At 70.9% G+C, this 22,947-nt stretch carries 20 protein-coding genes; 6 read left to right on the forward strand and 14 right to left on the reverse strand.

What is annotated here, in order from left to right; all coding sequences use genetic code 11:
* Positions 1–49: 49 nt before the first annotated feature.
* The 10 genes from PFX98_RS08055 to PFX98_RS08100 form a co-directional block, all read right to left on the reverse strand.
* A complete protein-coding gene (locus PFX98_RS08055; protein WP_285234675.1) occupies positions 50–1,132 on the reverse strand; it encodes a hypothetical protein in 1,083 nt (360 codons plus the stop codon).
* Between the two features lie 71 nt (positions 1,133–1,203).
* The gene (locus PFX98_RS08060; RefSeq protein ID WP_285234676.1) at positions 1,204–1,968 is read right to left on the reverse strand and encodes a ParA family protein; all 765 of its coding nucleotides are present in this window, start codon (positions 1,966–1,968) and stop codon (positions 1,204–1,206) included.
* A gap of 59 nt (positions 1,969–2,027) precedes the next feature.
* Positions 2,028–2,789: a substrate-binding periplasmic protein gene (locus PFX98_RS08065; RefSeq protein WP_285234677.1), complete on the reverse strand. Its 762-nt coding sequence runs from the start codon at positions 2,787–2,789 to the stop codon at positions 2,028–2,030.
* A gap of 94 nt (positions 2,790–2,883) precedes the next feature.
* Positions 2,884–3,990, reverse strand: a complete 1,107-nt coding sequence (locus tag PFX98_RS08070) for a hypothetical protein (RefSeq protein WP_285234678.1) — start codon at positions 3,988–3,990, stop codon at positions 2,884–2,886.
* 37 nt (positions 3,991–4,027) lie between these two features.
* Positions 4,028–4,522, reverse strand: a complete 495-nt coding sequence (locus tag PFX98_RS08075) for a hypothetical protein (RefSeq protein WP_285234679.1) — start codon at positions 4,520–4,522, stop codon at positions 4,028–4,030.
* Positions 4,519–5,166: an RNA polymerase sigma factor gene (locus PFX98_RS08080; RefSeq protein WP_285234680.1), complete on the reverse strand. Its 648-nt coding sequence runs from the start codon at positions 5,164–5,166 to the stop codon at positions 4,519–4,521. The genes PFX98_RS08075 and PFX98_RS08080 overlap by 4 nt, the downstream gene beginning before the upstream one ends.
* 76 nt (positions 5,167–5,242) lie before the next feature.
* Positions 5,243–5,983, reverse strand: a complete 741-nt coding sequence (locus PFX98_RS08085; protein WP_285234681.1) for a proteasome-type protease — start codon at positions 5,981–5,983, stop codon at positions 5,243–5,245.
* Positions 5,984–6,005: 22 nt separating this feature from the next.
* Positions 6,006–6,860, reverse strand: a complete 855-nt coding sequence (locus tag PFX98_RS08090; RefSeq protein ID WP_285234682.1) for a transglutaminase family protein — start codon at positions 6,858–6,860, stop codon at positions 6,006–6,008.
* 2 nt (positions 6,861–6,862) lie between these two features.
* Positions 6,863–7,831, reverse strand: coding sequence for an alpha-E domain-containing protein (locus PFX98_RS08095; protein WP_285234683.1), 969 nt, complete (start codon positions 7,829–7,831; stop codon positions 6,863–6,865).
* A 2-nt stretch (positions 7,832–7,833) separates the two neighbouring features.
* The gene (locus PFX98_RS08100; RefSeq protein WP_285234684.1) at positions 7,834–9,261 is read right to left on the reverse strand and encodes a circularly permuted type 2 ATP-grasp protein; all 1,428 of its coding nucleotides are present in this window, start codon (positions 9,259–9,261) and stop codon (positions 7,834–7,836) included.
* Between the two features lie 198 nt (positions 9,262–9,459).
* Between PFX98_RS08100 and PFX98_RS08105 the strand changes: the two genes are divergently transcribed.
* Positions 9,460–9,600, forward strand: a complete 141-nt coding sequence (locus tag PFX98_RS08105) for a hypothetical protein (protein WP_285234685.1) — start codon at positions 9,460–9,462, stop codon at positions 9,598–9,600.
* Positions 9,601–9,606: 6 nt separating this feature from the next.
* On the opposite strand, the gene PFX98_RS08110 is transcribed toward PFX98_RS08105, so the two are convergent.
* Together PFX98_RS08110 and PFX98_RS08115 are read right to left on the reverse strand one after the other, a co-directional pair.
* On the reverse strand, positions 9,607–11,793 hold the full coding sequence (locus PFX98_RS08110) for a putative bifunctional diguanylate cyclase/phosphodiesterase (RefSeq protein ID WP_285234686.1): 2,187 nt from the start codon (positions 11,791–11,793) through the stop codon (positions 9,607–9,609).
* The gene (locus PFX98_RS08115) at positions 11,774–13,372 is read right to left on the reverse strand and encodes a sensor histidine kinase (RefSeq protein WP_285234687.1); all 1,599 of its coding nucleotides are present in this window, start codon (positions 13,370–13,372) and stop codon (positions 11,774–11,776) included. The genes PFX98_RS08110 and PFX98_RS08115 overlap by 20 nt, the downstream gene beginning before the upstream one ends.
* A 127-nt stretch (positions 13,373–13,499) precedes the next feature.
* Between PFX98_RS08115 and PFX98_RS08120 the strand changes: the two genes are divergently transcribed.
* From PFX98_RS08120 to PFX98_RS08130, 3 genes are all read left to right on the forward strand, one after another.
* A complete protein-coding gene (locus PFX98_RS08120) occupies positions 13,500–14,144 on the forward strand; it encodes a TetR/AcrR family transcriptional regulator (protein ID WP_285234688.1) in 645 nt (214 codons plus the stop codon).
* A 196-nt stretch (positions 14,145–14,340) separates the two neighbouring features.
* Positions 14,341–15,870 (forward strand): methyl-accepting chemotaxis protein, encoded by a 1,530-nt coding sequence (locus tag PFX98_RS08125; RefSeq protein ID WP_285234689.1) that lies wholly within the window; start codon positions 14,341–14,343, stop codon positions 15,868–15,870.
* Positions 15,871–18,732: an EAL domain-containing protein gene (locus PFX98_RS08130; protein ID WP_285234690.1), complete on the forward strand. Its 2,862-nt coding sequence runs from the start codon at positions 15,871–15,873 to the stop codon at positions 18,730–18,732.
* A gap of 49 nt (positions 18,733–18,781) precedes the next feature.
* Here the strand turns inward: PFX98_RS08130 and PFX98_RS08135 are convergent, their stop codons facing one another.
* Positions 18,782–19,270, reverse strand: a complete 489-nt coding sequence (locus tag PFX98_RS08135; RefSeq protein ID WP_285234691.1) for a chemotaxis protein CheW — start codon at positions 19,268–19,270, stop codon at positions 18,782–18,784.
* 10 nt (positions 19,271–19,280) lie between these two features.
* A complete protein-coding gene (locus PFX98_RS08140) occupies positions 19,281–20,963 on the reverse strand; it encodes a methyl-accepting chemotaxis protein (RefSeq protein ID WP_285234692.1) in 1,683 nt (560 codons plus the stop codon).
* A gap of 161 nt (positions 20,964–21,124) precedes the next feature.
* On the opposite strand from PFX98_RS08140, the gene PFX98_RS08145 reads away from it, so the two are divergent.
* Together PFX98_RS08145 and torT are read left to right on the forward strand one after the other, a co-directional pair.
* Positions 21,125–21,808: a TetR/AcrR family transcriptional regulator gene (locus tag PFX98_RS08145; protein ID WP_285234693.1), complete on the forward strand. Its 684-nt coding sequence runs from the start codon at positions 21,125–21,127 to the stop codon at positions 21,806–21,808.
* A 67-nt stretch (positions 21,809–21,875) separates the two neighbouring features.
* Positions 21,876–22,946, forward strand: coding sequence for a TMAO reductase system periplasmic protein TorT (torT, locus tag PFX98_RS08150; RefSeq protein ID WP_285234694.1), 1,071 nt, complete (start codon positions 21,876–21,878; stop codon positions 22,944–22,946).
* Position 22,947: the final 1 nt, after the last annotated feature.

Raw genomic sequence — 22,947 nt, forward strand, 5'->3', positions numbered from 1 at the left:
GCCATGGGCCCATGCGCTTGGCGCTGCATTGTGCCCGCGCTGGTCCCGCTCATGGCCGGGCCCGGCGCTGCTGCAGCCAGCGATCCAGCGTGGCCACCGCGTTCAGCCGTACCGGCGGGCTGTAGCCGGGGCGGGGTTCGTCCAGCGCGGCGCGCAGCGCGCGCATGGCGGCGAGGTGGTCGCCGCCCAGGGCATCGAATTTCTCGGCCACCGCGAGCGCGCGCCGCAGCTGCGCGTCGAAGGCGTCGGGCTGCAGGGTGTGGGTGCGGCGCATGCTGTCGCGCCAATCCTCGGCCAGGCCCAGCAGGGCCTGCTGCACCGCCGGCATCAGGGCCCGGTTGTCGGGCGCGTCATTGCTTTCCAGATAGGTGAGCGCGTAGTCGCGCCAGCCGCCGCGCAGCATCTCGTCCAGCGCGCGGTTCAGGTCGGAATGGCTGGCCACCTTGGCGAGGGCGCGCGCGCGGATCGCCGGTGACTCGAAGCGCGAGGTCTGGTTCATCAGGCCGACGAGATCGCGCTCCACCTCGGCCCGCTCGACCTCGGCCATCACCCAGCGATCGCGTTCGGCATCGTCCTGCAGGCGCTGCTCGATGCGCGCCGCGTCGCGCTCGGCGCCGAGCTGCAGGGCCTGCACCAGCAAGCCGGCGGCGGCCAGCAGCGAGATGCTGCCCAGGGCCGCGAGCGGCAGCCGCCAGGCCCAGGCGGGCAGGCCGGCGCGCCAGGCGGGCCAGAGCGCCAGCGCCGCGCCGGCCACCAGCAGCGGCGCCCACACCGCGAAGGCCCAGCCGCGCAAGGGCCAGAGCGCCCAGGGCACCTGGCTCTGCGGCTCCAGGCGCAAGGCCGCGCTGCCCGCCAGCACCAGGCCGGCCGAGAGCGCCGCCGCCAGCACCAGCAGCCATTGCAGGCCGCGCGAACCCGGCGCCACCCAGCCGAAGCCATCGCGCGCCACGCCCAGGCCATAGCTGAGCAGCAGGCCGGCGGCCAGCGGCAGGCTCAGCATCAGGCACATGAGGGCGCGGCCACCGTCGCGGCCGGGGTCGGACGAGGCGCCCACCAGCAGCATGCCGAAGGCACCGAGAGCCAGGCCGGCCAGGGCGAGGATGTTGAGGAAGGAGGCGAGCAGGGCGTTCATGCCGTCATGCTGGGGCGCGCCGGTATCAGCGCGATGTCGGCGCCGGCCCGGCTTGTTTCATTCGTTGCGGCTCAGGCGAGCGCGGCGTACAGCGCCTCGAACTCCTGCGTCAGCTTGTGGCGCGCGTCCAGATGGATCATCGGGCGCGACAGCTCATGCGATTCCTTCATCTTCACGCTGGCGCTCAGATAGGGCTGCAGCACCGGCAGACCCTCGTCGATGAGGGCCTGCACGGTGCGCTGGGGCAGGGCGGCGCGGGCCTGGAACTGGTTCACCACGATGCCCTCCACCTGCAGGCCGGCGTTGTGGTCGGCCTGGATCTCCTGCAGGTTCTCCAGCAGCTCGTAGAGCGCGCGGCGCGAGAACTCGTCGCAGTCGAAGGGGATCAGGCAGGCCTCGGCGGCGATCAGGGCCGAGCGGGTATAGAAGTTCAGGGCCGGCGGGGTGTCGATCCAGATCTCGTCGTAGTCCTCGCCCAGCTCGACCAGGGCATCGCGCAGCTTGAAGATCTTGTAGCGGCTCTCCAGCTTGCCATGCAATTCGTCGAGCAGGGGGCTGGCCGGCATCAGGTGCAGGTTCTCCCAGGGCGTGGCGACGATGTAGTCGCTCGTGCGGGGCGCGCGCACGCTGAACTTGAGCGTGGTCTCGAAGAACTCGGCGGCGCCGGGCTGCGCCGCGTCGGCGGCCTCGCCCAGCAGATAGCGGCTGCTGTTGGCCTGGCGGTCCAGGTCCACCACCAGGGTGCGCCGGCCCTGCTGGGCCGCGATCGCGGCCAGGTTGGCGGTGATGGTGGACTTGCCGACCCCACCCTTCTGGTTGAACACCACGCGTCGCATGCCGGACTCCCGTATTGCTGCAATGCGTCTATTGTGCACTGCAGCAATTACGCCGCGCATCAGTTTTCGCGATAGCCGGCGTAGATGCGTTCGAGTTCGCCGCGCCGCGCCAGTTTTTCCAGCGCCTGCTGCAGGCGTTGGCGCGTGGCGGGCGCGAGTCTGGGGCTGCAAGCCAGGTAGAGCGCCTCGGACTTGAACACCGTGGGCAGCAGCCTGACCTTGCCCTCCAGGCCGCCATCCTCGATATAGCGCAGCAAGGCGTTTTCGGTGTGGTAGTAGAAGCGGCCGCGCTGCGCCACCAGCTTCTTCAGGTTGACGGCCGTGTCCGGGCTGCTGGCATCGATCTGCAGGCCGCCGGCGCTGCGCAGCAGGTCCTCATGGGCGGTGGACTTGTTGACGATCACCGAGGCCTCGGGCCCGAGGCGGCGGATCTCCTCCAGCGAGTGCACGTTCACCCCATCCTCGGCACGCACTGCGATGCGGTGGCGCACGGTGTAGATCGGCACCTCGATGAAGGCCATGCGCGCCTCGCGCGCCGGGCTGCGTATCAGGGCGCAGAAGATGTCCAGCTGGCCCTCGGCGAGCAGGGCCTCGATGCGGCGCAGCGACATCGGCTGCTCGGTGCCGCTGAAGTGCAACTCCGGATCGCCGGCCTCGATGGCCTGCAGCACCTCCACGCAGATGCCCGGCTTGGCCGCGTTCCTGAGGTCGTACTTGAGGGCGTTGTTGTCCTGCGCCGCGGTGCGCAGCGTCTCGGCCATGGCCGGCACGGCGCCGCACAGCAGACACAGGCAAACATGCAGGCACAAGCGCAACAACATCCGGCATCCCGTCATGCACCGAGCCCGGCGCCCCAGGCGCAGTGTGCGTCAAGTGCCGGCGGCTCGCCACCGGCTTTTCCTCGACGGTTGGCGCTCAGCCCCTGGCCGAGGCCTTGGGTGCCGGCCGGGCCGCGGGGCGGGGCTCGGGCTGGCTGTAGTCGGCGGGTGGCCGCATCAGCGCGGCATCGGGTTCGCCACGGCGGATGTTCCTGAGTCGGTAGTTGACCTCGCCGCTGCGCGGATCGAAGTCGCGCGTGGCCACCGTGATCATCAGCTCGGGCGAGCTCCAGACCTCGCGCGTGATGACGATGGGCTTCTCATTGCCGAGCTTGCCGGCGGCAATGGTCCAGCTGCTGCGTTCGCCGTTCACCCTCAGGCCCTCGATCTCCTTGGCGGGCAGCGGGCTCACGACCGCCGCACCGCGCGGTGCCAGCTGCAGGGCGCGCAAGTGCACGGCGGGCGGCGTCGGCGGCGCGGGCGGCAGCGGTGGCAGGGGCGGTGCCTGCAGGCCGGGCAGGGGCGGCAGCGGCGTGGGGCCGCTGCCCGGGCGCAGCACCTGCACCTCGATGCGGCGCTGCGTCTTGCCGTCGCCGCCGTCCAGCTCCTGCTGCGTGATCACCACCGGCTCGGGCGGCCTGGCCTTCAGCGCGGCGGCATGCTCCTTGAGGGCGAGTTCATGCTGCTTGAGCGCCTGCTCGCTGTCGCGCAGGGCCTGCTCGCGCAGCTTGCCGGTCTGCTCGCGCACCTGGGCACGGATCTGCTCGGCAAACTCGCGCCAGGCCTGGGCGTCGGGTGCCGCCATGCCGCCCAGGCGGCGTGCGCTCTTGCGCTCGGGGTCCAGCACCCAGCTTTCCTGCGCCACCGGATCGCGCAGATAGATGCTGCGCTGGCCGTTGCGCTCAAGCTCCTGGCGCGTGCGCCCCTCACCGTCGCGGCACAGGCGCGAGGTCTGGCTCTGCACGATGCGGTTGCCGTCGGCCAGGGTCTGCACGGTCTCGTGCTGGGCCTCGGCGCAATAGGGCGCACCCTTCACCACACGCTCCTGGCCCAGCTCATCGCCGGCAAAGCGCAGGCTCTCATGGCTCAGCAACTGGGACAGCTGCAGGGGCAGTTCCGGCTGTGCCTGGGCCGCGGCGCTGCATAGCAGCAGCAGGCCCTCGGCCACCCAGACTGCCAGCATCGGGTGCAAACGCTTGGTCATGACGGACTCCTTGATTGATTGACGATGACGACTCGGTTCAGCGCAGAAAGCGCACCGCCAGCACTTCGCCGCTGGGCTGCATCAGCAGCTCGGCGCGCACCGGCTGGCCGGCGCGGGCGGGATCGAAGGGCAGGCCCAGCAGGGCCATGCGCTCGCGCGGCATTTCGGCGGCCACCAGCCAGCCGGGGCGGCCCGCGCCGGCTTCCTGCAGATAGCTGGACCAGCGCTCGGCGGAGACCAGAGGCAGGAAGTCGCTGGCGCTGGCGGTGTCGGCGGCCGCGGGCGGCTCCAGGCTCATCAGCCAGCTGGCGCCCAGCAGCATCACGGCGCAGGTGCCCGCGCCGGACCAGGCCATCGGCCGCCACCAGCCCGACAGCCTGGCCGCCCAGCCGCTGCCTGCGGCGCGCGTCGGCAACGCGGCGCGCATGGCGCGCAGGGTGCGTTCCTGCAGCGGTGCCGGCACGGGCGTTTGCTGCAGCTGCGCCGCGCCTTCACGCAACAGTTCGGCCAGGGGGCGAATGCTTGGGTTCATGATGAGGCTGCGGCTCCGGCATCCGCGCCGGCCGCGTTCAAGAGCGCGGCCAGGCGCAGGCGCGCCCGGTGCAAGCGGGTGCGCAAGGTATTCAGTTGGATGCCGGCGATGGCGGCGGCTTCGGCATAGGGGCGTTCCTGCAGGTCCACCAGCAGCAGCGCCTCGCGCTGCGGCCAGGGCAGGGCACGGACGGCGGCCCACAGGGCGGCCTGGTCCTGTGCGCGCACCAGCAGGGCCTCGGGCGAGGCATGGGTCGCGGGCGCGCCCGGCGCGTCGTCCTCGGCCTCGGCCGCGGGGGCGTCGCGCCAGCGCGCCAGCAGGGCATGGCGGGCCATGCCGGCCAGGTAGGCGCCCAGGCTGATGCCGCGCGCCGCATCGAAACCCTGCGGCCGCGCAGCCAGGGCCACGAAGGCATCCTGCATCGCATCGGCCGCCCAGGCCGGGTTGCCGCCCAGGGTCAGGGCGTAGCGGTAGACGGCCGCTGATTCACGCCGGTAGAGCGGCTCCAGCGCACTGGCATCGCCGCGCGCCAGGCGCTGCAGCAGCGCCGGCGTGTCCTCGGCCGCGCCCGCGCCGAAGGGCAGAAAGCCTTTCATGCGGCGCACCGTGGCGGGCACGGTGCCGGGGCGGGGAGGGTGGGACATGGCTGCTTCATGCGCGGGGCTGCTTGATGTCTATTGCAGCGCGGCCGCGGGAAAGTTCCCGCCCCCCGAAAATAAATCAGCTGCCGCTGCTGAACCAGTCCTCGTCGGGCAGCTTGGCAAACACCTTGCGCAGGCCCTCGCCCCAGCCGCGCCGCAGCTTGCTGAAGTAGGGGTCGTCGCCGGTGACGCGGTGCGGCGCGGCGGGCGCGAAGCTGTCGGCGCGGTAGATCAGCAGGTCCAGCGGCAGGCCCACCGAGAGGTTGGAGCGTATCGTCGAGTCGAACGAGATCAGCGTGCACTTGGTGGCCTCGCTGAGCGTGGAGTCGTAGCGGATCACGCGGTCGATGATGGGCTTGCCGTACTTGGCCTCGCCGATCTGGAAATAGGGCGTGTCCTCGGTCGATTCGATGAAGTTGCCCTGCGGGTAGACATGGAACAGGCGCGGCCCCTCGCCGCGGATCTGGCCGCCCACCAGGAAGTTGGCGCCGAAGTCCACGCCCTGGCCCAGGGTGGCGTCGTTGGCATCGCGGGCGACGATCTCCTTGAGCGTGCGCCCCACCAGCTCGGCCGCCTCGTACATCGAGCCGACATTGTGCAGGCTGGCGCCGTCATGCGTGAGGCGCTGGCGCAGCAGGCTCAGCACGCTTTGCGTGGTGGCCAGGTTGCCGGCGTTGAGGATGACGATGAGGCGCTCGCCCGGCAGCTCGAACACATTCATCTTGCGGAAGGTGGCGATGTGGTCCACCCCGGCATTGGTGCGCGAGTCCGACGCGAACAGCAGGCCGGCCTTCAGCCGCATGGCAACGCAATAGGTCATGGCGCGAATTTACCAGCAGCGCTCACTGCTGCTGCAGCTGCTGCAATTGCTCTGGCGTCACGCCGGGGCCCGGTTTGACCTCCACCTTGGCGCGCATGCCCTCGACGCCGCCGCCCTGGCGCACGCCGCGCACCGGGCAGGCGTCGAGGTAGTCGGCGCCGATGGCCAGGCGCACATAGCGGCCGTCGGCCAGGCATTGGTTGCTGACGTCGTAACCCAGCCAGCCGCCGCCCTGCGGGTCGTGATCGGCGTCGGGCACGCGCACCTCGGCCCAGGCATGGCTGGCCACATGTTCGGCGTCGGCCGCCAGATAGCCGCTCACATAGCGTGCCGGCAGGCCCAGCAGGCGCGCGCAGGTGACGAACACCTGGGCATGGTCCTGGCACACGCCCAGGCCGCTGGCGAAGGCCTCGGCGGCCGGGGTGGCGGCGTCGGTGAGGCCGGGGGTGTAGGGCATCTGCACGCCCAGCGCCTCCATCATCAGGGCCAGGCCTTGCCGGGCGTCCTGGCGGCAGGGCTCGGCAAAGCGCAGCGCAAAGGCCTGCAGCGCCGCATCGGCGCGCGTCAGCGCGCTGTCGCGCAGGAACAGCTCGGGCGGCAGCGCGTCCTCGCGGTCCGGCTGGGGCGGGCCGTCGGGGGTGTCGACCTCGCCGCGCGCGAACAGGTGGATCTCGCGGCGCGGCCCGTCCAGGGTCAGCACATGCATGTGGTTGCCATAGGCGTCCAGGCAGGCGCTGGCCGGCGCGGGCAGCGTCAGCGCCCAGCTCAGCACGCGCAACCCCGGCGTGGGCCGCGGCGTGAGGCGCAGGTATTGGGTGCTGCGCGCCAGCGGGGCGTCGTAGTGGTAGACCGTCTCGTGCGAGATCAGCAGGTGCATGGTCACATGGCCTCGAAGTAGGCGCGGCGTATCGCGTCACCGAGGGTGGCGGATTCGGCCAGGAAGCCCGTCAGCCAGCCATGCAGGCCGGCGTCCAGGATCTCGTCCACCGCACCATACTCCAGCCGCAGCGCCAGCTGGCCGGCCAGCCGCTTGACCTCGCGCCCGGCATCCGCCGCGCCGGGGCGCGCCTCGATCTGCGGCAGGATGGCGCGGATCTCGTCACAGCAGGCGCGCAGCGAGCGCGGCACATCGGGGCGCAGGATCAGCAGCTCGGTGACGCGGCGGCCGTCCAGGCTGTCGCGGTAGGCGGCGTGGTAGGCCTCGAAGGCCGAGAGCGAGCGCAGCAGCGCGCTCCAGGCATAGAAGTCGGGCGCGCTGTCGCTGGGCGCATCCACCGGCACCAGGCTCGCGACGGCGGGCTCGATCAGCTGCGACTTCACGTCCAGCAGGCGCGCGGTGTTGTCGGCGCGTTCGGTGAAGGTGCCCAGGCGGATGAAGCAGTAGGCGTCGTTGCGCTGCAGCGTGCCATAGGTGGCGCCGCGGAACAGGTGCGAGCGCTCCTTGACCCAGTCGAAAAAGCTCGAGACGCTGGGGATGCCGCGCTTGGGCAGGGTGCGGCCCTCCAGCCAGGTGCTGTTGATGGCCTCCCACATCTCGGCGGTGATCTGGCCGCGCACCGCATGGGCGTTCTCGCGCGCCTGCTTGAGGCAGGACAGCACCGAGGAGGGGTTCTCCAGGTCCAGCGCCATGAAGTTGAAAAGCTGCTCGGCCTGCAGCTTTTCGTGGCGCTGGTGGTAGGCCTCCAGCGTGCCGGTGACGGCCAGCGGCGCGGCCAGCTCGGTCATGGCGCCGCGCGATTGCGGCAGCAGCGAGAGCGAATGCGTCACGTCCAGCATGCGCACCAGATCCTCGGAACGCTCGAGGTAGCGGCTCATCCAGTAGAGCTGGGCAGCGGTTCTTGACAGCATGATCAGCTCTCCAGGATCCAGGTGTCCTTGGTGCCACCACCCTGGGACGAATTGACGACCAGCGAGCCCTGCTTGAGCGCCACGCGCGTGAGCCCGCCCGCGACCATGCTGATCTCGCGCCCGGTCAGCACAAAGGGCCGCAGGTCGATGTGGCGCGGCGCGATGCCGCTTTCCACGAAGGTGGGGCAGCTTGACAGGCACAGCGTCGGTTGGGCGATGTAGTTGCTGGGGTTGGCCTTGACGCGCAGCTTGAAGTCCTCCACCTCGGCCTGGGTGGCGGCCGGCCCCACCAGCATGCCGTAGCCGCCCGCGCCGTGGACCTCTTTCACCACCAGCTCGGCCATGTGCGCCAGCACATGGTCCAGGTCGGCCGGCTTGCGGCATTGCCAGGTCGGCACGTTGTGCAGGATCGGTTCCTCCTTGAGGTAGAAGCGGATCATGTCGGGCACATAGGGGTAGATGGACTTGTCGTCCGCCACCCCGGTGCCGATGGCGTTGGCCAGGATCACATGGCCCTGCTTGTAGACCGAGAGCAGGCCCGGCACGCCCAGCATCGAATCGGCGCGGAAGGCCAGCGGGTCGAGGAAGGCGTCGTCGATGCGGCGGTAGATCACGTCCACGCGCTTGGGGCCCACGGTGGTGCGCATGTAGAGGAACTCGTCCTTCACGAACAGGTCCTGGCCCTCCACCAGCTCCACCCCCATCTGCTGGGCCAGGAAGGCATGCTCGAAGTAGGCGCTGTTGAAGGGGCCCGGCGTTAGCACCACCACATTGGGGTTGTCGGCCGTGCTGGCGTGGCGCAGGGTGTTGAGCAGGAGGGTGGGGTAATGCGCCACCGGCGCCACCGCATAGCGTGCGAACAGCTCGGGGAAGAGCCGCATCATCATCTTGCGGTTCTCCAGCATGTAGGAGACGCCCGAGGGCACGCGCAGATTGTCTTCCAGCACGTAGTAGCCGCCGTCCGAATGCCGGATCAGGTCCACCCCGGTGATGTGGGCGTAGATGCCGTGCGGCAGGTCCAGCCCCTGCATGGCGGGTTGGTACTGGGCGTTCGCGAACACCTGCTCGGCCGGGATCAGGCCGGCCTTGACGATGTCGTGCCCGTGGTAGATGTCCCAGAGGAAGCGGTTCAGCGCGGTGACGCGCTGGCGCAGGCCGGCCTCCAGCATGCGCCAGTCCTCCGCCGGCACGATGCGCGGCACGGTGTCGAAGGGGATCAGGCGCTCGGCGCCGGCCTCGTCGCCATAGACGGCGAAGGTGATGCCGACCTTGTGGAACAGCAGATCGGCCTCGGCGCGCTTCTTCGCCAGGTGCTCGGGCGTCTGCGCGTGCAGCCAGTTGGCAAAGGCCTGGTAATGCGGGCGGATCGCACCGCTGGCGAGCAGCATCTCGTCAAAGTGGCCGGGGGCGGGTAGGGTCAACGCGTGCATGGGGTCTCCGGCTAGGTCACACAGGCAATGCAAGCCCTGTGCCTGTGCAGTGTGGGCCAGAAATGCGCCTTGCGGGTGCACTGCTGCGGCCATGCCCGTTGCTGGTGCGCCGCGCCCGCACCGTGCCGGGGCACACAGACAACGGTGCTGCGCGTACAGTGCAGGCGCGCGGCATCGCTGCGTCCAGGAGATCTCCACATGACGCTTTGCCCCATTGCCCTGGCCGTTGGCTGCCAGAAATGCCCGGCCTTCAAGGTTTGCCCGCTGAAGAGCGTGATCGGCGATCAGAAACAGCCGAGCGCGCCACCGGCGGCGGCCAAGAAGACCAAGAAGCGCTGAGGTCCCTCAGGCCTCCAGCCTGAACTGCGTCGCCGGCTCGGCGCGCCCGAACAGCCAGCCCTGGCCCAGCACGCAGCCGAGCTGCTGCAGCACCGCCAGCTGGCCCTCGGTCTCGATGCCCTCGGCCAGCACCTCCACGCCCAGGTCGCGCCCCAGCTCGACGATCAGGCCGGCGACGCGGCGCGCGCGCGCGTCATGCTCGATGCCGCGCACCAGCGAGCGGTCCAGCTTGAGCTCGTGCACCGCGATCTCGGCCAGGCGCCCCAGCGAGGACTGGCCGGTGCCGAAGTCGTCGATCGAGAGCTCGAAGCCGGCTTCGGTGAGTGCGGCCAGCGCCGGCCCGACCTGCTCGCTGTGCACGGCAAAGGCGGTCTCGGTGATCTCCAGGCGCAGGCGCTCGCGCGCCACGCCATGCGCATCGCATTGCGCCGTGACCCAGGCGGCGAAGTCGGGTTCCTCGAGCTGGCGCAGGCTCAGGTTGACCGAGATGCGCAGGCGCGGATCGGGCCAGCTCGCCAGATGGGCCACCGCCTTCTCGACCATGCGCTGGCCGATCTGCACGATCGCGCCGGTGTGCTCGGCCACGGCGATGAAATGGTCGGGCATCACGAGGCTGCCCTCGCGCGTGCGCCAGCGCACCAGCGCCTCGGCGCCGACGCTGTTCTGATCGGCCAGGCGCACCTGGGGTTGCAGATACATCTCGATGCGGTCCTCGGCCAGGGCGGCGTCGAGGTCGGCCAGCAGGGCCATGCGGCGATGCACCTGCTCGCGCACCGCGGCCGAGAAGCTGGCGCTGCGCACCTGGCGGCCGGGCGCCTGGCGCGCCACCATCAGGCCGGCCTCGTCGATGGCCTGGTCCACGCTGGTGCCGCCCTGCGACCAACCCAGCGCCATCGGCAGCTGCAGCGCCATATCGCCGACGCTGAGCGGTTGCGCCAGCGCCGCCAGCAGGCGCTGCACCAGCGCATCGGGCACCGGGCCGGGCATGGCCAGCGCAAAGCGGTCGCCCTCCAGGCGCGCCACCTGGGCCTGGCCACCCAGCACCTGCTGCAGACGCAGGGCCAGGTCTTGCAGCGCGCGCCGCGCCACCGCCTCGCCGAGCACGCCGCGGATCTCCTGCAGATCGCCCACCGCCACCTGGGCGAACTCCAGGCCCGTGGCCGTGCCCAGCTGGGCCTTCAGGCCGGCGCGGTTGGCCAGCCCGGTCTCGCGATCGTGATGGGCGCGGTGCTGCAGCTCGATATAGGCCTTCACATCGTCGTAGGCCAGCGAGAGATTGACGGCGAACAGCTCCAGCAGCCCGGTGGCCACCTCGTCCATCGGCGAGGATAGCGAGAACAGCACCAGCAGGGCGTCGCCATCCTGGGCATGGGCGCGCACCACGCCATAGCCGCCATGGTGGGCCACGTCGGCGCCGTTGACATGGTTGAGCGCGCCGCGCAGCGGCTCGGGCAGGGTCTCGGCCTGGCGCCCGACCAGGCGCGCGAAGGCGCCGGCCCCGGCCACCACCTCGGCCGCCATCTCGCCATGGGCCTGCGGGCCCGGCGCTGCGCCGAGGCGCAGCACCAGCACGCCATCGGGCTGGCCATCGACGATGGTGCAGATCTGCGTCAGCACGCCGTCGGCAAAGGCCTGGAAGGAGCCGCGCTCGCTCATCAGCCGGCCCGAGGCGCGCACCACCTTCTCCAGGCCGCGCTGGTGTGCCTCGATGCGGCGCAGCTGGTGGAAGCCGCGTATCGCCACCGTCAGGCAGGTGAGCAGGCGCAGCTGGGTCAGCTCGGCCTTGGTCTTGTAGTCGTTGATGTCGTAGCGCCGTATCACCTCCAGCTCGGGGGCATAGCCGGCCTGGCCGGTGCGCAGGATGATGCGCAGCGCCTGGCGGCCGGGCAGGGCGCGCACGCGCTCCACCAGGCGCAGGCCGGCGTCGGCGGACTCCATCACCACGTCCAGCAGCAGCACCGCGATCTCGGCATCGGCCTGGATCAGCAGCTCGGCCTCGGCGGCCGTGCCGGCGGTCAGCAGGCTCAGCGGGCGGCCGTCGATGCGTTCGTCGCGCAGCGCGAACAGCGTGGCCTGCACGACGTCGGGTTCGTCGTCCACCACCAGCACGCGCCAGCTGCGCTCGGGCGCGGCGGCGCGGTGCAGATCGTCCACGATGTCGAGCGCGTCGTCCTCAGGCGGTGATGCTGGCATGGTGTTCCGGGGCGGCGCCCGCCGGGGCGCTCAGCGGCAGGTGTAGCAGAAAACGGCAGCCCTGTCCCTCGCTGCTGTGCAGCACGATGCGCCCGCCCAGCAGGCCCACCACCAGATTGCGCACGATCGCCAGGCCCAGGCCGCTGCCGCCCTGGCCCAGCCGGGTGGTGAAGAAGGGCTCGAAGGCGCGCGCCTGCACCTCGGCCGACATGCCGCGACCCTGGTCTTCCACCATCAGGTCCAGCGTGCCCTCGCTGCGATCGGCCAGGGCGATGCGCACCGCGCCGCCATGGCCATCGAAGCCGTGCAGCACCGCGTTCACGACCAGATTGGTCAGCACCTGGCCGAGCGCGCCGGGGTAGCTGTCCATGCGCAGGCCCGGTGGCAGCTCGTTGATCAGCTCGGTGCCATGGCGGCCGTAGGCGGGGCGCAGCGAGGCCAGCAGCTCGTCCACTGTCTCGCGCAGGTCGAACAGGCGCCGCTGCGCGCTGCTGCGGTCCACCGCCACCTGCTTGAAGCTGCGTATCAGCTCGGCGGCGCGCGCCAGATTGCGCGCCAGCAGCTGGTCTGCCTCGGTGATGCTGGCCAGCAGGCCGTCCAGCATGGAGCGCTTCAGTGGCCCCAGGGCCAGGTCTTGCTGGAAGCGCCGCACCTTGTCGGCCAGCCCGCTGGAGACCGTCACCGCCACGCCGATGGGGGTGTTGAGCTCATGCGCCACGCCCGCCACCAGCGCGCCCAGCGAGGCCAGCTTCTCGGCCTCCACCAGCTCGGCCTGGGCCTCGCGCAGCTGCGCCCCCAGGGCCTGTTCATGTGCCAGCAGCTGCTGGCGCTCGGCCACCGAGTTGCGCAGGCGGCGCAGCTGGTCGCCCACCTCGGCGTAGTCGCCGGACAGCTGGTGGGCCTCGGGGCCGAGCGCCAGCTCGCCCTCGGAGAGCCTGGCGATGCCGTCGGCCACCACCGCCAGCGGCCGCAGCACGCGCGTGAGCACCAGCCGGATCGCCAGCAGCATCAGCGCCAGGCCCAGCAGGGCCAGCAGCAGCCCCCAGGCCGAGGCCCAGCGGCCCCAGGCGCGCCCGCTGTTCAGCTCGCTGTCGGCGACGCGCACCTGCAGGTCCAGCAGGGCCGAGAGCGTGGTGTTGAGCGGGCGCAGCTGCAGCATGTAGCGGCTCGCGGCATCCAGCGGCCGCTCGGCCTCCAGCAGGGTCTGCAGCGCGCCCAGCTGCTGGCCGGCGGTCTCGGCCAGGGCGCTCTCTTCCGCCGTCAGGTAGGTGGCCAGGTATTTGCGCCAGAGTGCGTTCTGCTCGCGCACCAGTTCGTTCAGCAGCTGCTGTTGCAGCGCGCCGTCGGCGCCGCCGCCGAGGGTCACCGGCACGTCGACGTTGAGCAGCTGGCTGATGCGCTGCAGGTCGCGCAGCGGCACCACGCGATCGGCGTAGACGGTGGCCAACTGCCGCGTCAGCAGCTGGCTGGCGAGCAGGCCCGAGGCCACCGCCAGCAGCAGCAGCGCGCCCAGCCACCACAGCAGGCCCTGCAGGGTGCGCTGCACCGAGCGGTCGAGACTGCGTTGCAATACCACCATGCCCGGGCTTCCTGCGCTTGCGGATGTTCGATTCTGAGGCCTGGCCCATGCCAGTTGGCTTGGTGGGAACGAGTATGCTGCGCGCCCTTGAAAGTGCGAACATCGGCGGCCACGCCAGCCTTCATCCATGCCCATCCAGCCCGCCCGCAAATCCACCCATCGCCGCCGCGGCGCCGAGCGCGACGAGCTGCGCGAGCAGATCCTGCAGGCGGTGGGGCGCCTGCATCTGGAGGGCGGCTACGGCGCCGTGACGATGCGCGGCGTGGCCCAGGCGGTGGGCATCTCGGCGATGTCGCTGTATCGCTATTTCCCCAACAAGTCGGCGCTGCTGGAGCAGGTCTGGGGCGAGGTGCTGGAGGCCTCGCTGCAGGAGGCGCGCACGCGCAGCAAGGCGGGCGAGGCACCGATCCAGCGCCTGCGCCTGCTGTACGCGGCCTATGTGCGCTTCTGGATGGAGCGGCCACAGGACTTCAAGCTGGTGTTCGACCCCTGCAATGAGATTGCGCCCAGCTTCCTGGCCGCCGGCCCGGCCTCGGGCTTCCGGCGCGAATGCGAGACCCTGATCGATGCCTGCCTGGGGCCGGACGCCACGCCGGCGCAGCGCCAGCTCGCCCACGACCTGTGCCGGCTGAAGGTGATCGGCTATCTGTTCACCAATATCGGCATGTCCACCAAGCCCAGGCTGGCGCCCGCGCAGCTGCTGGACGGCGTGCTGGATGACCTCGAGCAGCAGCTGCTGCGCGCGCGCGTCGCGGCCGACGCGCCGGCCTGAACCCAAGCACCCCGCAGAGCGCACAAGGCCTTGCCAGGCCCGCACAAACCCTGAAGTGAACGTGTAGCGTACGCGTTACTATAAATCCGCGATCGGGTCTTGCCGCAACGGCGCGGCGGGCTCATGGGTTTGACAGGGAAAGGTTGTGCAGGTGAATCAGCTGAAGATATCGACCCGTCTCCACCTCCTGGTTGGCATGTTGCTGACCCTCATGCTGCTGGTGGGCGGCACCGGGCTGGCGGGGCTGACGCGGGCCGACGAGGGCCTGCAGCGGGTCTATGAGCGCAGCGCCGAACCCATGGCCCTGGTGGCCGAGATCCAGGAGCGCCTGTTGCGCAATCGCCTGGCGCTGGCGGTGGCCCTGGTGACGCCCGACGAAGCCACCATCGCGCGCAGCGTGGCCGAGGTGGAAGGCAATATCCAGGCCATCAGCGCGCTGTGGACGCGCTATATGGCCAGGGCCCATGAGCCCGAGGAGCGCGCCCTGGCGCAGCAGTTTGCCGAGCATCGCCAGCGCTTCGTCAGCGCGGGCCTGCTGCCGACGCTGGCGGCCCTGAAGGCGGGCGACATCGCCGGCGCCAACCGCCTGGTGGTGGAGGCGGTGCGGCCGCACTATGTGGCGGTGGGCACCGACATCCAGGCCCTCATGCAGCTGCTGCTGCGCGGCGCGCAGACCGAGCATGCGCAGGCGCAGCAGCGTCACGCCAGCATCCGCAACCTGTCCATCGGCCTGGGCCTGGCCGGGCTCTTGCTGGCGGTGGGCTTCGGGCGCCTGCTGGTGCGCAGCATCGGCGGCTCGCTGGAGCAGGCCATCGCGGCCTCCGATGCGGTGGCCCGCGGCGACCTGACGGCGCGCGTCGAGGTGCAGGGCCGCCACGAGATCGCGCGCCTGCTGGCCTCGCTGGAGCGCATGCGCGCCAGCCTGGCCACCGTGGTGGCGGGCGTGCGGCGCGATGCCGAGGGTGTGGCCACCGCCAGCACCCAGATCGCGCAGGGCAATAGCGATCTTTCCAGCCGCACCGAGGAGCAGGCCTCGGCGCTGCAGCAGACCGCCGCCTCGATGGAGCAGCTGGGCTCCACCGTGCAGCAGAACTCCAGCAATGCGCGCCAGGCCGACCAGCTGGCGCGTGACGCCACCGAGGTGGCGGTGCGCGGCGGCCAGATGGTGGCCGAGGTGGTGCAGACCATGCAGGGCATCAACGAGAGTTCGCGCCGCATCGGCGAGATCATCGCGGTGATCGACAGCCTGGCCTTCCAGACCAATATCCTGGCGCTGAATGCCGCGGTGGAGGCGGCGCGCGCCGGCGAGCAGGGGCGCGGCTTCGCGGTGGTGGCCGGCGAGGTGCGCAATCTGGCGCAGCGCAGCGCCCAGGCGGCGCGCGAGATCAAGGAGCTGATCCTGGCCAGCCTGGCGCGCGTGGACCAGGGCAGCGCGCTGGTGGGCAAGACCGGCGCGGCGGTGGAGGAGCTGGTGGAGGCGATCCACCAGGTCAGCGCCGTGGTGGGCGGCATCAGCGCCGCCAGCCTGGAGCAGAGCGCCGGCGTGGCGCAGATCGGGGCCGCGGTGGGCCAGATGGACCGTGCCACCCAGCACAACGCCGCGCTGGTGGAGGAGACCGCCGCTGCCGCCGACAGCCTGAAGCAGCAGGCACGCCAGCTGGTGCAGGCGGTGGAGGTGTTCCGGCTGGGCGACGCCCCCGCCCCCGCCCACGGGCACGGCGACTGAATGTCGGGCAGCACCGCCTGGCTGATCGCGGTGGCGCTGGCCGCGGCGCTGGCGCTGGCCTTGCTGCTGGTGCAGCTGGCCTACCGGGCCGGCCGGCGGCGCGCGCCCGAGGGCCCCAGCTCGCGCCTGCCGGGTCTGGAGTCGGGGGCCTCGGCACACCGGCGCGTGCGCCTGGCCATCTATGTGGTGCTGCTGGCCGCGGCCGGCCATGCGGCCCTGCTGGCCTGGCAGGCCGATGCCTCGCTGCAGCGCCGCCAGGCCGAAACCGAGGCCGCCAATCTGGCCGGCATGCAGCGCATGCACAGCCAGCGCATCGGCCGCATCGCCTCACTGCTGGGCCAGCTGCCGGGCGAGCAACTCGCCAGTCAGGCCGAGCTGCGCGCGGTGCTGGAGCGCGCCGATCGCGATGCGCGTGTGCTGCAGGAATTTCTGTACTCGGGTTCGTCCCAGCTGGGCCCGGCGCTGGCGCTGGATGCGGCCGTGCTGGCCGGCTGGGAAGAGACGCGCAGCGCGCTCTACCGCCAGGCCGAGGCGCTGCTGCAGGCCGCGCCGCAGCGCGGCAGCGCGCGGGTTGCGACCCTGCAGCAGGCGGTCGAGCCGGCGCTGCTGGCGGCCGAGCGCCTGGTGCTGGCGCTGGAGCAGGCCACCGAGGCCAGGCAGCGCAGCGCGGTGACCTTGGCCAAGGTCTGGGCCGCCGCCACCGTCAGCCTGCTGATCGCGCTGGCGGTGATCGTGGCCGAGCCCACCGCCCGCGCGGTGCGCTCGCAATACCTGAAGCTGGCGACGCAGGCACGCGAGCTGGAGCGCCTGGCCCTGGTGGCCGAGCTCACCACCAATGCCGTCATGATCACCGACGGCCGCCAGCGCCTGGTGTGGGTCAACGAGGCCTTTTCGCGCCTCACCGGCTACCGCCTCGGCGAAGCCCTCGGGCACAGCATGGCCGGGCTGCTGCAGAGCCAGCCGACCGAGCAGGCGGCGCTAGCCCGCCTGCAGACCGCCGTGCAGGCCGGGCGCGGCGCGCGCGCCCAGGTGCTGAACCGCCGCAAGGATGGGCGCGAGCTCTGGCTCGACATCGACATGCAGCCGCTGCGCGATAGCGCCGGCGCGGCCGAGGGCTTTGTGGCGGTGGCCGCCGATGTCACCGAGCGCCGCCGCGCCCAGGCCGATCTGCGCATCGCCGCGATCGCCTTCGATTCGCTGGAGGCGATCGCGATCACCGACGCCGCGCAGAGCATCCTGCGCGTCAACCCCGCCTTCACGCGCATCACCGGCTACAGCGCCGCCGAGGCGCATGGCCGCGTGGTGGGGCGCCTGCTGCGCTCGGGCCGGCACGAGCCGGCGTTCTACGAGGCGATGTGGCGCCAGCTGAGCGCCGAGCGCCACTGGCAGGGCGAGGTCTGGAACCGCCGCAAGAACGGCCAGGTCTATCCGGAATGGCTCAGCATCACCGCGGTGACCGACGAGGACGGCGCGGTGGCCAACTATGTGGCGGTGTTCACCGACATCACGCAGAAGAAGCTGGCCGACGAGACCATCCACAACCTGGCCTTCTACGACGCCCTCACCGAGCTGCCGAACCGCCGTCTGATGCGCGACCGCCTCGGCCAGGTGCAGGCCTCCAGCGTGCGTCACCTGCGCCCGGCGGCGGTGCTGTTCATCGACCTCGACCACTTCAAGGAGCTCAACGACACGCGCGGCCACGACGTCGGCGACCGCCTGCTGGTGGAGGTGGCGCGCCGCCTGCAGGCGACGGTGCGCGTCAACGACACGGTGGCGCGCCAGGGCGGCGACGAGTTCGTGGTGATCCTGCCCGACCTGAGCGAGACGCCCGAACAGGCGGCGGTGGACGCCGAGACGGTGGCCGAGAAGGTGCGCGCCGTGCTGACCCGGCCCTATGCGCTGGACGAGCATGAATGGCACAGCACCGCCAGCATCGGCATCAGCATGCTGTACGGCAACGAGGTCTCGCTGGACGAGATCCTCAAGCGCGCCGACATCGCCATGTACGAGGCCAAGCGCTCGGGGCGCAACGCGATCCGCTTCTTCGACCCGGCCACGCATGCGGCGATGGCGGCGCGTATTGCGCTGGAGGCCGATCTGCGCCACGCGCTGCCGCAGGGCGAGTTCAGGCTGCATTACCAGCTGCAGGTCGACCAATGGCGGCAGCCGGTGGGCGCCGAGGTGCTGCTGCGCTGGCAGCATCCGCGCCGCGGCATGGTGGCGCCGGGCAGCTTCATCGCGCTGGCCGAGGACACCGACCTGATCTCGCCGATCGGCCACTGGGTGCTGCGCGAGGCCTGCCAGCAGCTGCGCCGCTGGGCCGATGCGCCGGCCACGCGCGAGCTGCAGCTGGCAGTGAATGTCAGCGCCCGCCAGTTCAGGCAGATCGATTTCGTCGAGCAGGTGCGCAGCGTGCTGGAGAGCAGCGGCGCCAATCCGCGCCTGCTCAAGCTGGAGCTGACCGAGAGCCTGGTGCTGGTCAACCTGGCCGACACCCTGGCCAAGATGCAGGCCATCAATGCGCTGGGGGTGCGCTTCGCGATCGACGACTTCGGCACCGGCCAGAGCTCGCTGGCCTACCTGACCCGCCTCAGCCTGGACCAGCTCAAGATCGACCAGACCTTTGTGGCCAGCATGCTGGGCTCGCACACCGACGCGGTGATCGTGCAGACCATCATCGGCATGGCCAAGAGCCTGGGCCTGGAGGTGATTGCGGAGGGTGTGGAGACCGAGGAGCAGCTCGCCTTTCTGGTGCGCAACGGCTGCCGCCGCTTCCAGGGCTATCTGCTGGGGCGGCCGGTGCCGATCGAGCAGCTGGAGCTGCAGCTGGCCAGCGCGGTGCCGGCCGAGGCCGCCGATTGAGCGGCGGGCCGAGCGGCTGGCCGCCGGCCCCGCGCTCCCTCAGGCTCACTCAGGCGGCCTGCCGGAGCTCGTCGAACAAGCCCATGTCGGCGCGGCCCATCAGCGCTTCGATGTCGAGCAGGATCAGCATGCGCTCGTTGACCGTACCGATGCCGGTGATGAAGCCGGTGTCGACCAGTCCGGCGCTGAGCTGAGGGGGCGGCCGAATGGCCTCGCCGCCCAGGTCAAGTACGTCCGACACCGAGTCGACCACGGCACCGACGACGCGCTGACCGATGTTCAGCACCACGACCACGGTGAGGGCCGAGTACTCGGCCTGCGCGAGGCCGAACTTGAGGCGCAGGTCGACGATGGGCACGATGACGCCGCGCAGATCGATCACGCCCTTGAGGAAGGCCGGCGCATTGGCGATGCGGGTGGGCGCCTCGTAGGAGCGGATCTCCTGCACCTTGAGGATGTCGATGCCGTATTCCTCGGGGCCGAGCTTGAAGCTCAGGTACTCGCGCTTCTGGGCGGTGTGGCTGGCGATGGCTTGCATGCGGCGGCCCTCAGAAACTGGCCCAATCGGCGCCGGCCGTCGCCGGCACCGGCTGCTGGCGCGGCGCCGGGCGCGCCGCCGCCGGCTTGGCAGCGGCACGCGCGGGCGTGGCGGGCACGGCGGGCTTGTGCGGGGCGGGCGCGGCATGGCCCACGTCGAACACGGCGACGGTGTCGGCCAGGCGTGCGGCCTGCTGCTGCATGCTGTCGGCGGCGGCGGCCGATTCCTCCACCAGCGCGGCGTTCTGCTGCGTCACCTGGTCCAACTGCTGGACCGCGTCGCTGATCTGGGCCAGGCCCTTGGATTGCTCGACGCTGGCCTCGGAGATTTCACCCACCAGATCGTTCACCCGGCGCACCTGGCTGACGATGTCGTCCATGGTGCGGCCGGCTTCGGCCACCAGGGTGGCGCCGCTGTCGACCTTCTCCACGCTCTGCTGGATCAGGGTCTTGATCTCCTTGGCCGCCTGGGCCGAGCGCTGGGCCAGGGTGCGCACCTCGCCGGCCACCACCGCGAAGCCGCGGCCCTGCTCGCCGGCACGGGCGGCCTCGACGGCGGCGTTGAGCGCCAGGATATTGGTCTGGAAGGCGATGCCGTCGATCACGCCGATGATGTCGGCGATCTGGCGCGAGCTGTCGGTGATGCCCTGCATGGTGCTGACCACCTGCGACACCACATGCCCGCCTTTGGCGGCCACATCGGTGGCGCCGGCCGCCAGCTGCGAGGCGGCGCGGGCGTTGTCGGCGTTCTGGTTGACGGTGGAGGTCAGCTGCTCCATCGAGGCCGCGGTCTGCTGCAGATTGGAAGCCTGCTCCTCGGTGCGCTGGCTCAGGTCCACATTGCCGCTGGCGATCTGGGTCGAGGCGGTGCTGACGGATTCGACCCCGACGCGCACCTGGCCGACCACCTCGCGCAGCCGTGCCACCATATGGCCGAGGGCACGGGTCAGCTGGGCCACCTCGTCGCGGCCGGTGGCGTGCGGGCTGTGGGTCAGGTCACCGCCGGCCACGGCCTCGGCGAGCTGCACGGCGGCGGCCAGGGGCACGGCGATCAGGCGGCTGATGAACCAGGCGAAGGCCACGGCCACGGCGACGGCCAGCAGCACGGCGGCGATCACGCCATTGCGGCCGGCCTGGAACATCTGCCGGGCCTGCTCGGCGTCGTGCCGGGCTTGCTCGTCGTTGTAGTCGGCCAGCTTCTGCACGCGCGCCAGGGTGTCCTCGAAGTGGCGCAGGCCATCCTTGCCGGCGATGTATTCGCGCGCCTCCTCATGTTGGCCGGCCTGCAGCATCGGTGCCAGCTTGGCCGAACGCTCGAGGTAGGACTGCCAGCCGGCGATCGCCTCGTCGTAGAGCTTGCGCTCCTGCGCGTCGGCGATGGCCTCGGCGTAGGACTTGCGGGCCGCCTCGAAACTCGTCTTGACCTGCTCCAGGCGCGCCAGCATCTCGTCGCGCTCGGCATCCGTGCTGACCAGGGCGCGGTACTCGCGGGTGCGGTAGCGGTTCGCCGCCTCGGCCATCTTCAGGCTGTCGCGCACCCCGGCCAGGCGCAGGCTCAGGATCGATTCGGCCTGCCCGTAGACCTTGGACAACTGGACCACCGACAGGCCGCCCAGCAGCAGCATCAGGGCCAGCACGACGCCGAAGGCAAGGCTCAGCTTGCCGCGCACGGTGAGGGAGTTCATCAGCTTCATCACAGTCCTCTCAATCGCGCGGGCTCGCCGCGCCGGATGGGCGCTCGACCTGCGCCCGGGTGGTTGATGTGGATCAGTGTCGGCTGATGTGCTGTAAACGTACAGGAACTTTTACACGTAAACATACGGCAATGTTTACGCGCTAACGATAGACTGCCGGCATGACGACAATCAAAAGCAAGCCCGCACCCAGCCGCGCCCGGGTCAGGCGCGGCAATCTGGAAGACGCGGAGCAGCTGCGCAAGGAGCTGGTGGACGCGGCGCTGGCGCTGTTTGCCGATGGCGGGCTGGAGGCGGTGTCGATCCGCTCGGTGTCGGCTCGGGTCGGCGTGTCGCCCATGGCGATGTATCGCTACTTTGCCGACAAGGCCGAGCTGCTGAGCGGCGTCTCGGCCTTTGCGCAGCAGGGCAGCTACGAGTACACGCAGAAGGTGGTGACGCGCGCGCGCGGTGGCCGGGCCCGGCACCGCGCCGCCATCAAGGCCTTTCTGGACTACTGGGAGTCGCACCCCGACCAGTACTGCCTGGTGTACGGCTTCAGCGAGATCGGCCCGGCGCGCGAGGCCAAGTCCAGGCTCGGCCCGCCGCCCAAGTACGCCGACTACCTGGCCTACCAGACGCTCGTCACCGAGGCGCTGGCGCGCGAGATCGGCGCGCCGCTCACCCATGTGAAGCTGGCCCAGGATCTGCGCATCGCCATGCTGCTGGGCTATCTGCACGGCACCATGGTGTTCAGGCGCTACCCCTGGAGCGAGCCCGCCCAGCTGCGTGAGGCCTATGTGGAGCAGGTGCAGCAGGCCGTGGAGCGCTGCCTGCTGCACGGCCCGGCCGCGGCCTCGCGCTGAGGTGCGCGCTAGCGCTAGCATCCGGTTCATCACCAGGGAGCCCAGGGCTCGGACAGGGGAGGTGGCGATGAGGCACTGGGCACCGCGGCTGCTGATGGTTCCGCTGACCCTGGCGATCATGCTGGCGCATGGCGCCGAGTCGATCCCGGCCATCGCCGATGGCAAGCGTGGTGACTATGTGTTCCTCGAGAAGGCGCGCCAGCGCTGGCGCCTGTGCGCCGTGCTGCCCCACGCACTGGATCGCTTCTTCTGGGCGGTGGCCTACGGCCTGGACAAGCAGGCCGGCGCGCTGGGCGTCGACGTGGGCATCGCCCAGGCGGGCGGCTACGGCAACCTCGCGGAGCAACGCCGCCTGGTCGCCGAATGCGTGGCCGATGGCGCCGACGCGGTGCTGCTCGCGGCCATCGACCCGGCCGCCTTCAAGGACGAGCTGGAGCTGCTGGCCGCGCAGCGTATCAAGGTGATCGACCTGGTCAACGGCCTGGACGGCGAGTCGGTGGCCGCACATTCGCATCAGGACTACGCCGACACCGGCGCGGCGGTAGCGCGTTATGTGATGGCCCTCGCGAACGCTGATGGCGCTGGGCAGGCCTGGCGCGTGGGCTGGTTCCCGGGGCCTGGCAATGCGCGCTGGTCCAAGGGCTTCGACGCCGCCATTCGCAAGGCCTTTGCGGCGCAGCGCCCGGCCCGGCACGCCCTGGTCGAGGGCGGCTGGGGCGCCACCTCGATGCGGGTGCAGAGTTCGCTGGTCAGGGCCTTGCAGGAGGCGCAGCCGGTGGAGGTGATCCTGGCCAATGCGGTCGCCGCCGAGTTCTCGGCACGCTTCTACAAGGGGCGGCCCCGGGCGCCGCGCTACATCGTCTCGACCTATGCCTCGGACGGCGTGATCAATGCGATGAAGACGGGCGAGATCGCCGCCATGATGGCCAATGCACCGGTGACGGAGGCACGCATCGCGGTCGATCTGGCGGTACGGGCGCTGGAGGAGCGTGCGTTCCCGAGGCTGGTGAGCGTTCCGGCCCGGCTCGTCACGCAGGCCAATCTGGCCAGCTTCCAGTCAGAGGAGGCCGTGGCGCCGGTGGGCCTGCGCATCCCCCTCAAGAGGTTGCCTCCTAGGGCGGGGGCAGTGTCGCCCTGAG

Source organism: Paucibacter sediminis, from assembly GCF_030254645.1.
GTDB lineage: Bacteria > Pseudomonadota > Gammaproteobacteria > Burkholderiales > Burkholderiaceae_C > Paucibacter_B > Paucibacter_B sediminis.

Coding starts and splice junctions, on each gene's coding strand:
- PFX98_RS08055 (WP_285234675.1), bottom strand. CDS start 1,132: ATGAACGCCCTGCTCGCCTCCTTCCTCAACATCCTCGCCCTGGCCGGC.
- PFX98_RS08060 (WP_285234676.1), bottom strand. CDS start 1,968: ATGCGACGCGTGGTGTTCAACCAGAAGGGTGGGGTCGGCAAGTCCACC.
- PFX98_RS08065 (WP_285234677.1), bottom strand. CDS start 2,789: ATGTTGTTGCGCTTGTGCCTGCATGTTTGCCTGTGTCTGCTGTGCGGC.
- PFX98_RS08070 (WP_285234678.1), bottom strand. CDS start 3,990: ATGACCAAGCGTTTGCACCCGATGCTGGCAGTCTGGGTGGCCGAGGGC.
- PFX98_RS08075 (WP_285234679.1), bottom strand. CDS start 4,522: ATGAACCCAAGCATTCGCCCCCTGGCCGAACTGTTGCGTGAAGGCGCG.
- PFX98_RS08080 (WP_285234680.1), bottom strand. CDS start 5,166: ATGTCCCACCCTCCCCGCCCCGGCACCGTGCCCGCCACGGTGCGCCGC.
- PFX98_RS08085 (WP_285234681.1), bottom strand. CDS start 5,983: ATGACCTATTGCGTTGCCATGCGGCTGAAGGCCGGCCTGCTGTTCGCG.
- PFX98_RS08090 (WP_285234682.1), bottom strand. CDS start 6,860: ATGCACCTGCTGATCTCGCACGAGACGGTCTACCACTACGACGCCCCG.
- PFX98_RS08095 (WP_285234683.1), bottom strand. CDS start 7,831: ATGCTGTCAAGAACCGCTGCCCAGCTCTACTGGATGAGCCGCTACCTC.
- PFX98_RS08100 (WP_285234684.1), bottom strand. CDS start 9,261: ATGCACGCGTTGACCCTACCCGCCCCCGGCCACTTTGACGAGATGCTG.
- PFX98_RS08105 (WP_285234685.1), top strand. CDS start 9,460: ATGACGCTTTGCCCCATTGCCCTGGCCGTTGGCTGCCAGAAATGCCCG.
- PFX98_RS08110 (WP_285234686.1), bottom strand. CDS start 11,793: ATGCCAGCATCACCGCCTGAGGACGACGCGCTCGACATCGTGGACGAT.
- PFX98_RS08115 (WP_285234687.1), bottom strand. CDS start 13,372: ATGGTGGTATTGCAACGCAGTCTCGACCGCTCGGTGCAGCGCACCCTG.
- PFX98_RS08120 (WP_285234688.1), top strand. CDS start 13,500: ATGCCCATCCAGCCCGCCCGCAAATCCACCCATCGCCGCCGCGGCGCC.
- PFX98_RS08125 (WP_285234689.1), top strand. CDS start 14,341: ATGTTGCTGACCCTCATGCTGCTGGTGGGCGGCACCGGGCTGGCGGGG.
- PFX98_RS08130 (WP_285234690.1), top strand. CDS start 15,871: ATGTCGGGCAGCACCGCCTGGCTGATCGCGGTGGCGCTGGCCGCGGCG.
- PFX98_RS08135 (WP_285234691.1), bottom strand. CDS start 19,270: ATGCAAGCCATCGCCAGCCACACCGCCCAGAAGCGCGAGTACCTGAGC.
- PFX98_RS08140 (WP_285234692.1), bottom strand. CDS start 20,963: ATGAAGCTGATGAACTCCCTCACCGTGCGCGGCAAGCTGAGCCTTGCC.
- PFX98_RS08145 (WP_285234693.1), top strand. CDS start 21,125: ATGACGACAATCAAAAGCAAGCCCGCACCCAGCCGCGCCCGGGTCAGG.
- torT (WP_285234694.1), top strand. CDS start 21,876: ATGAGGCACTGGGCACCGCGGCTGCTGATGGTTCCGCTGACCCTGGCG.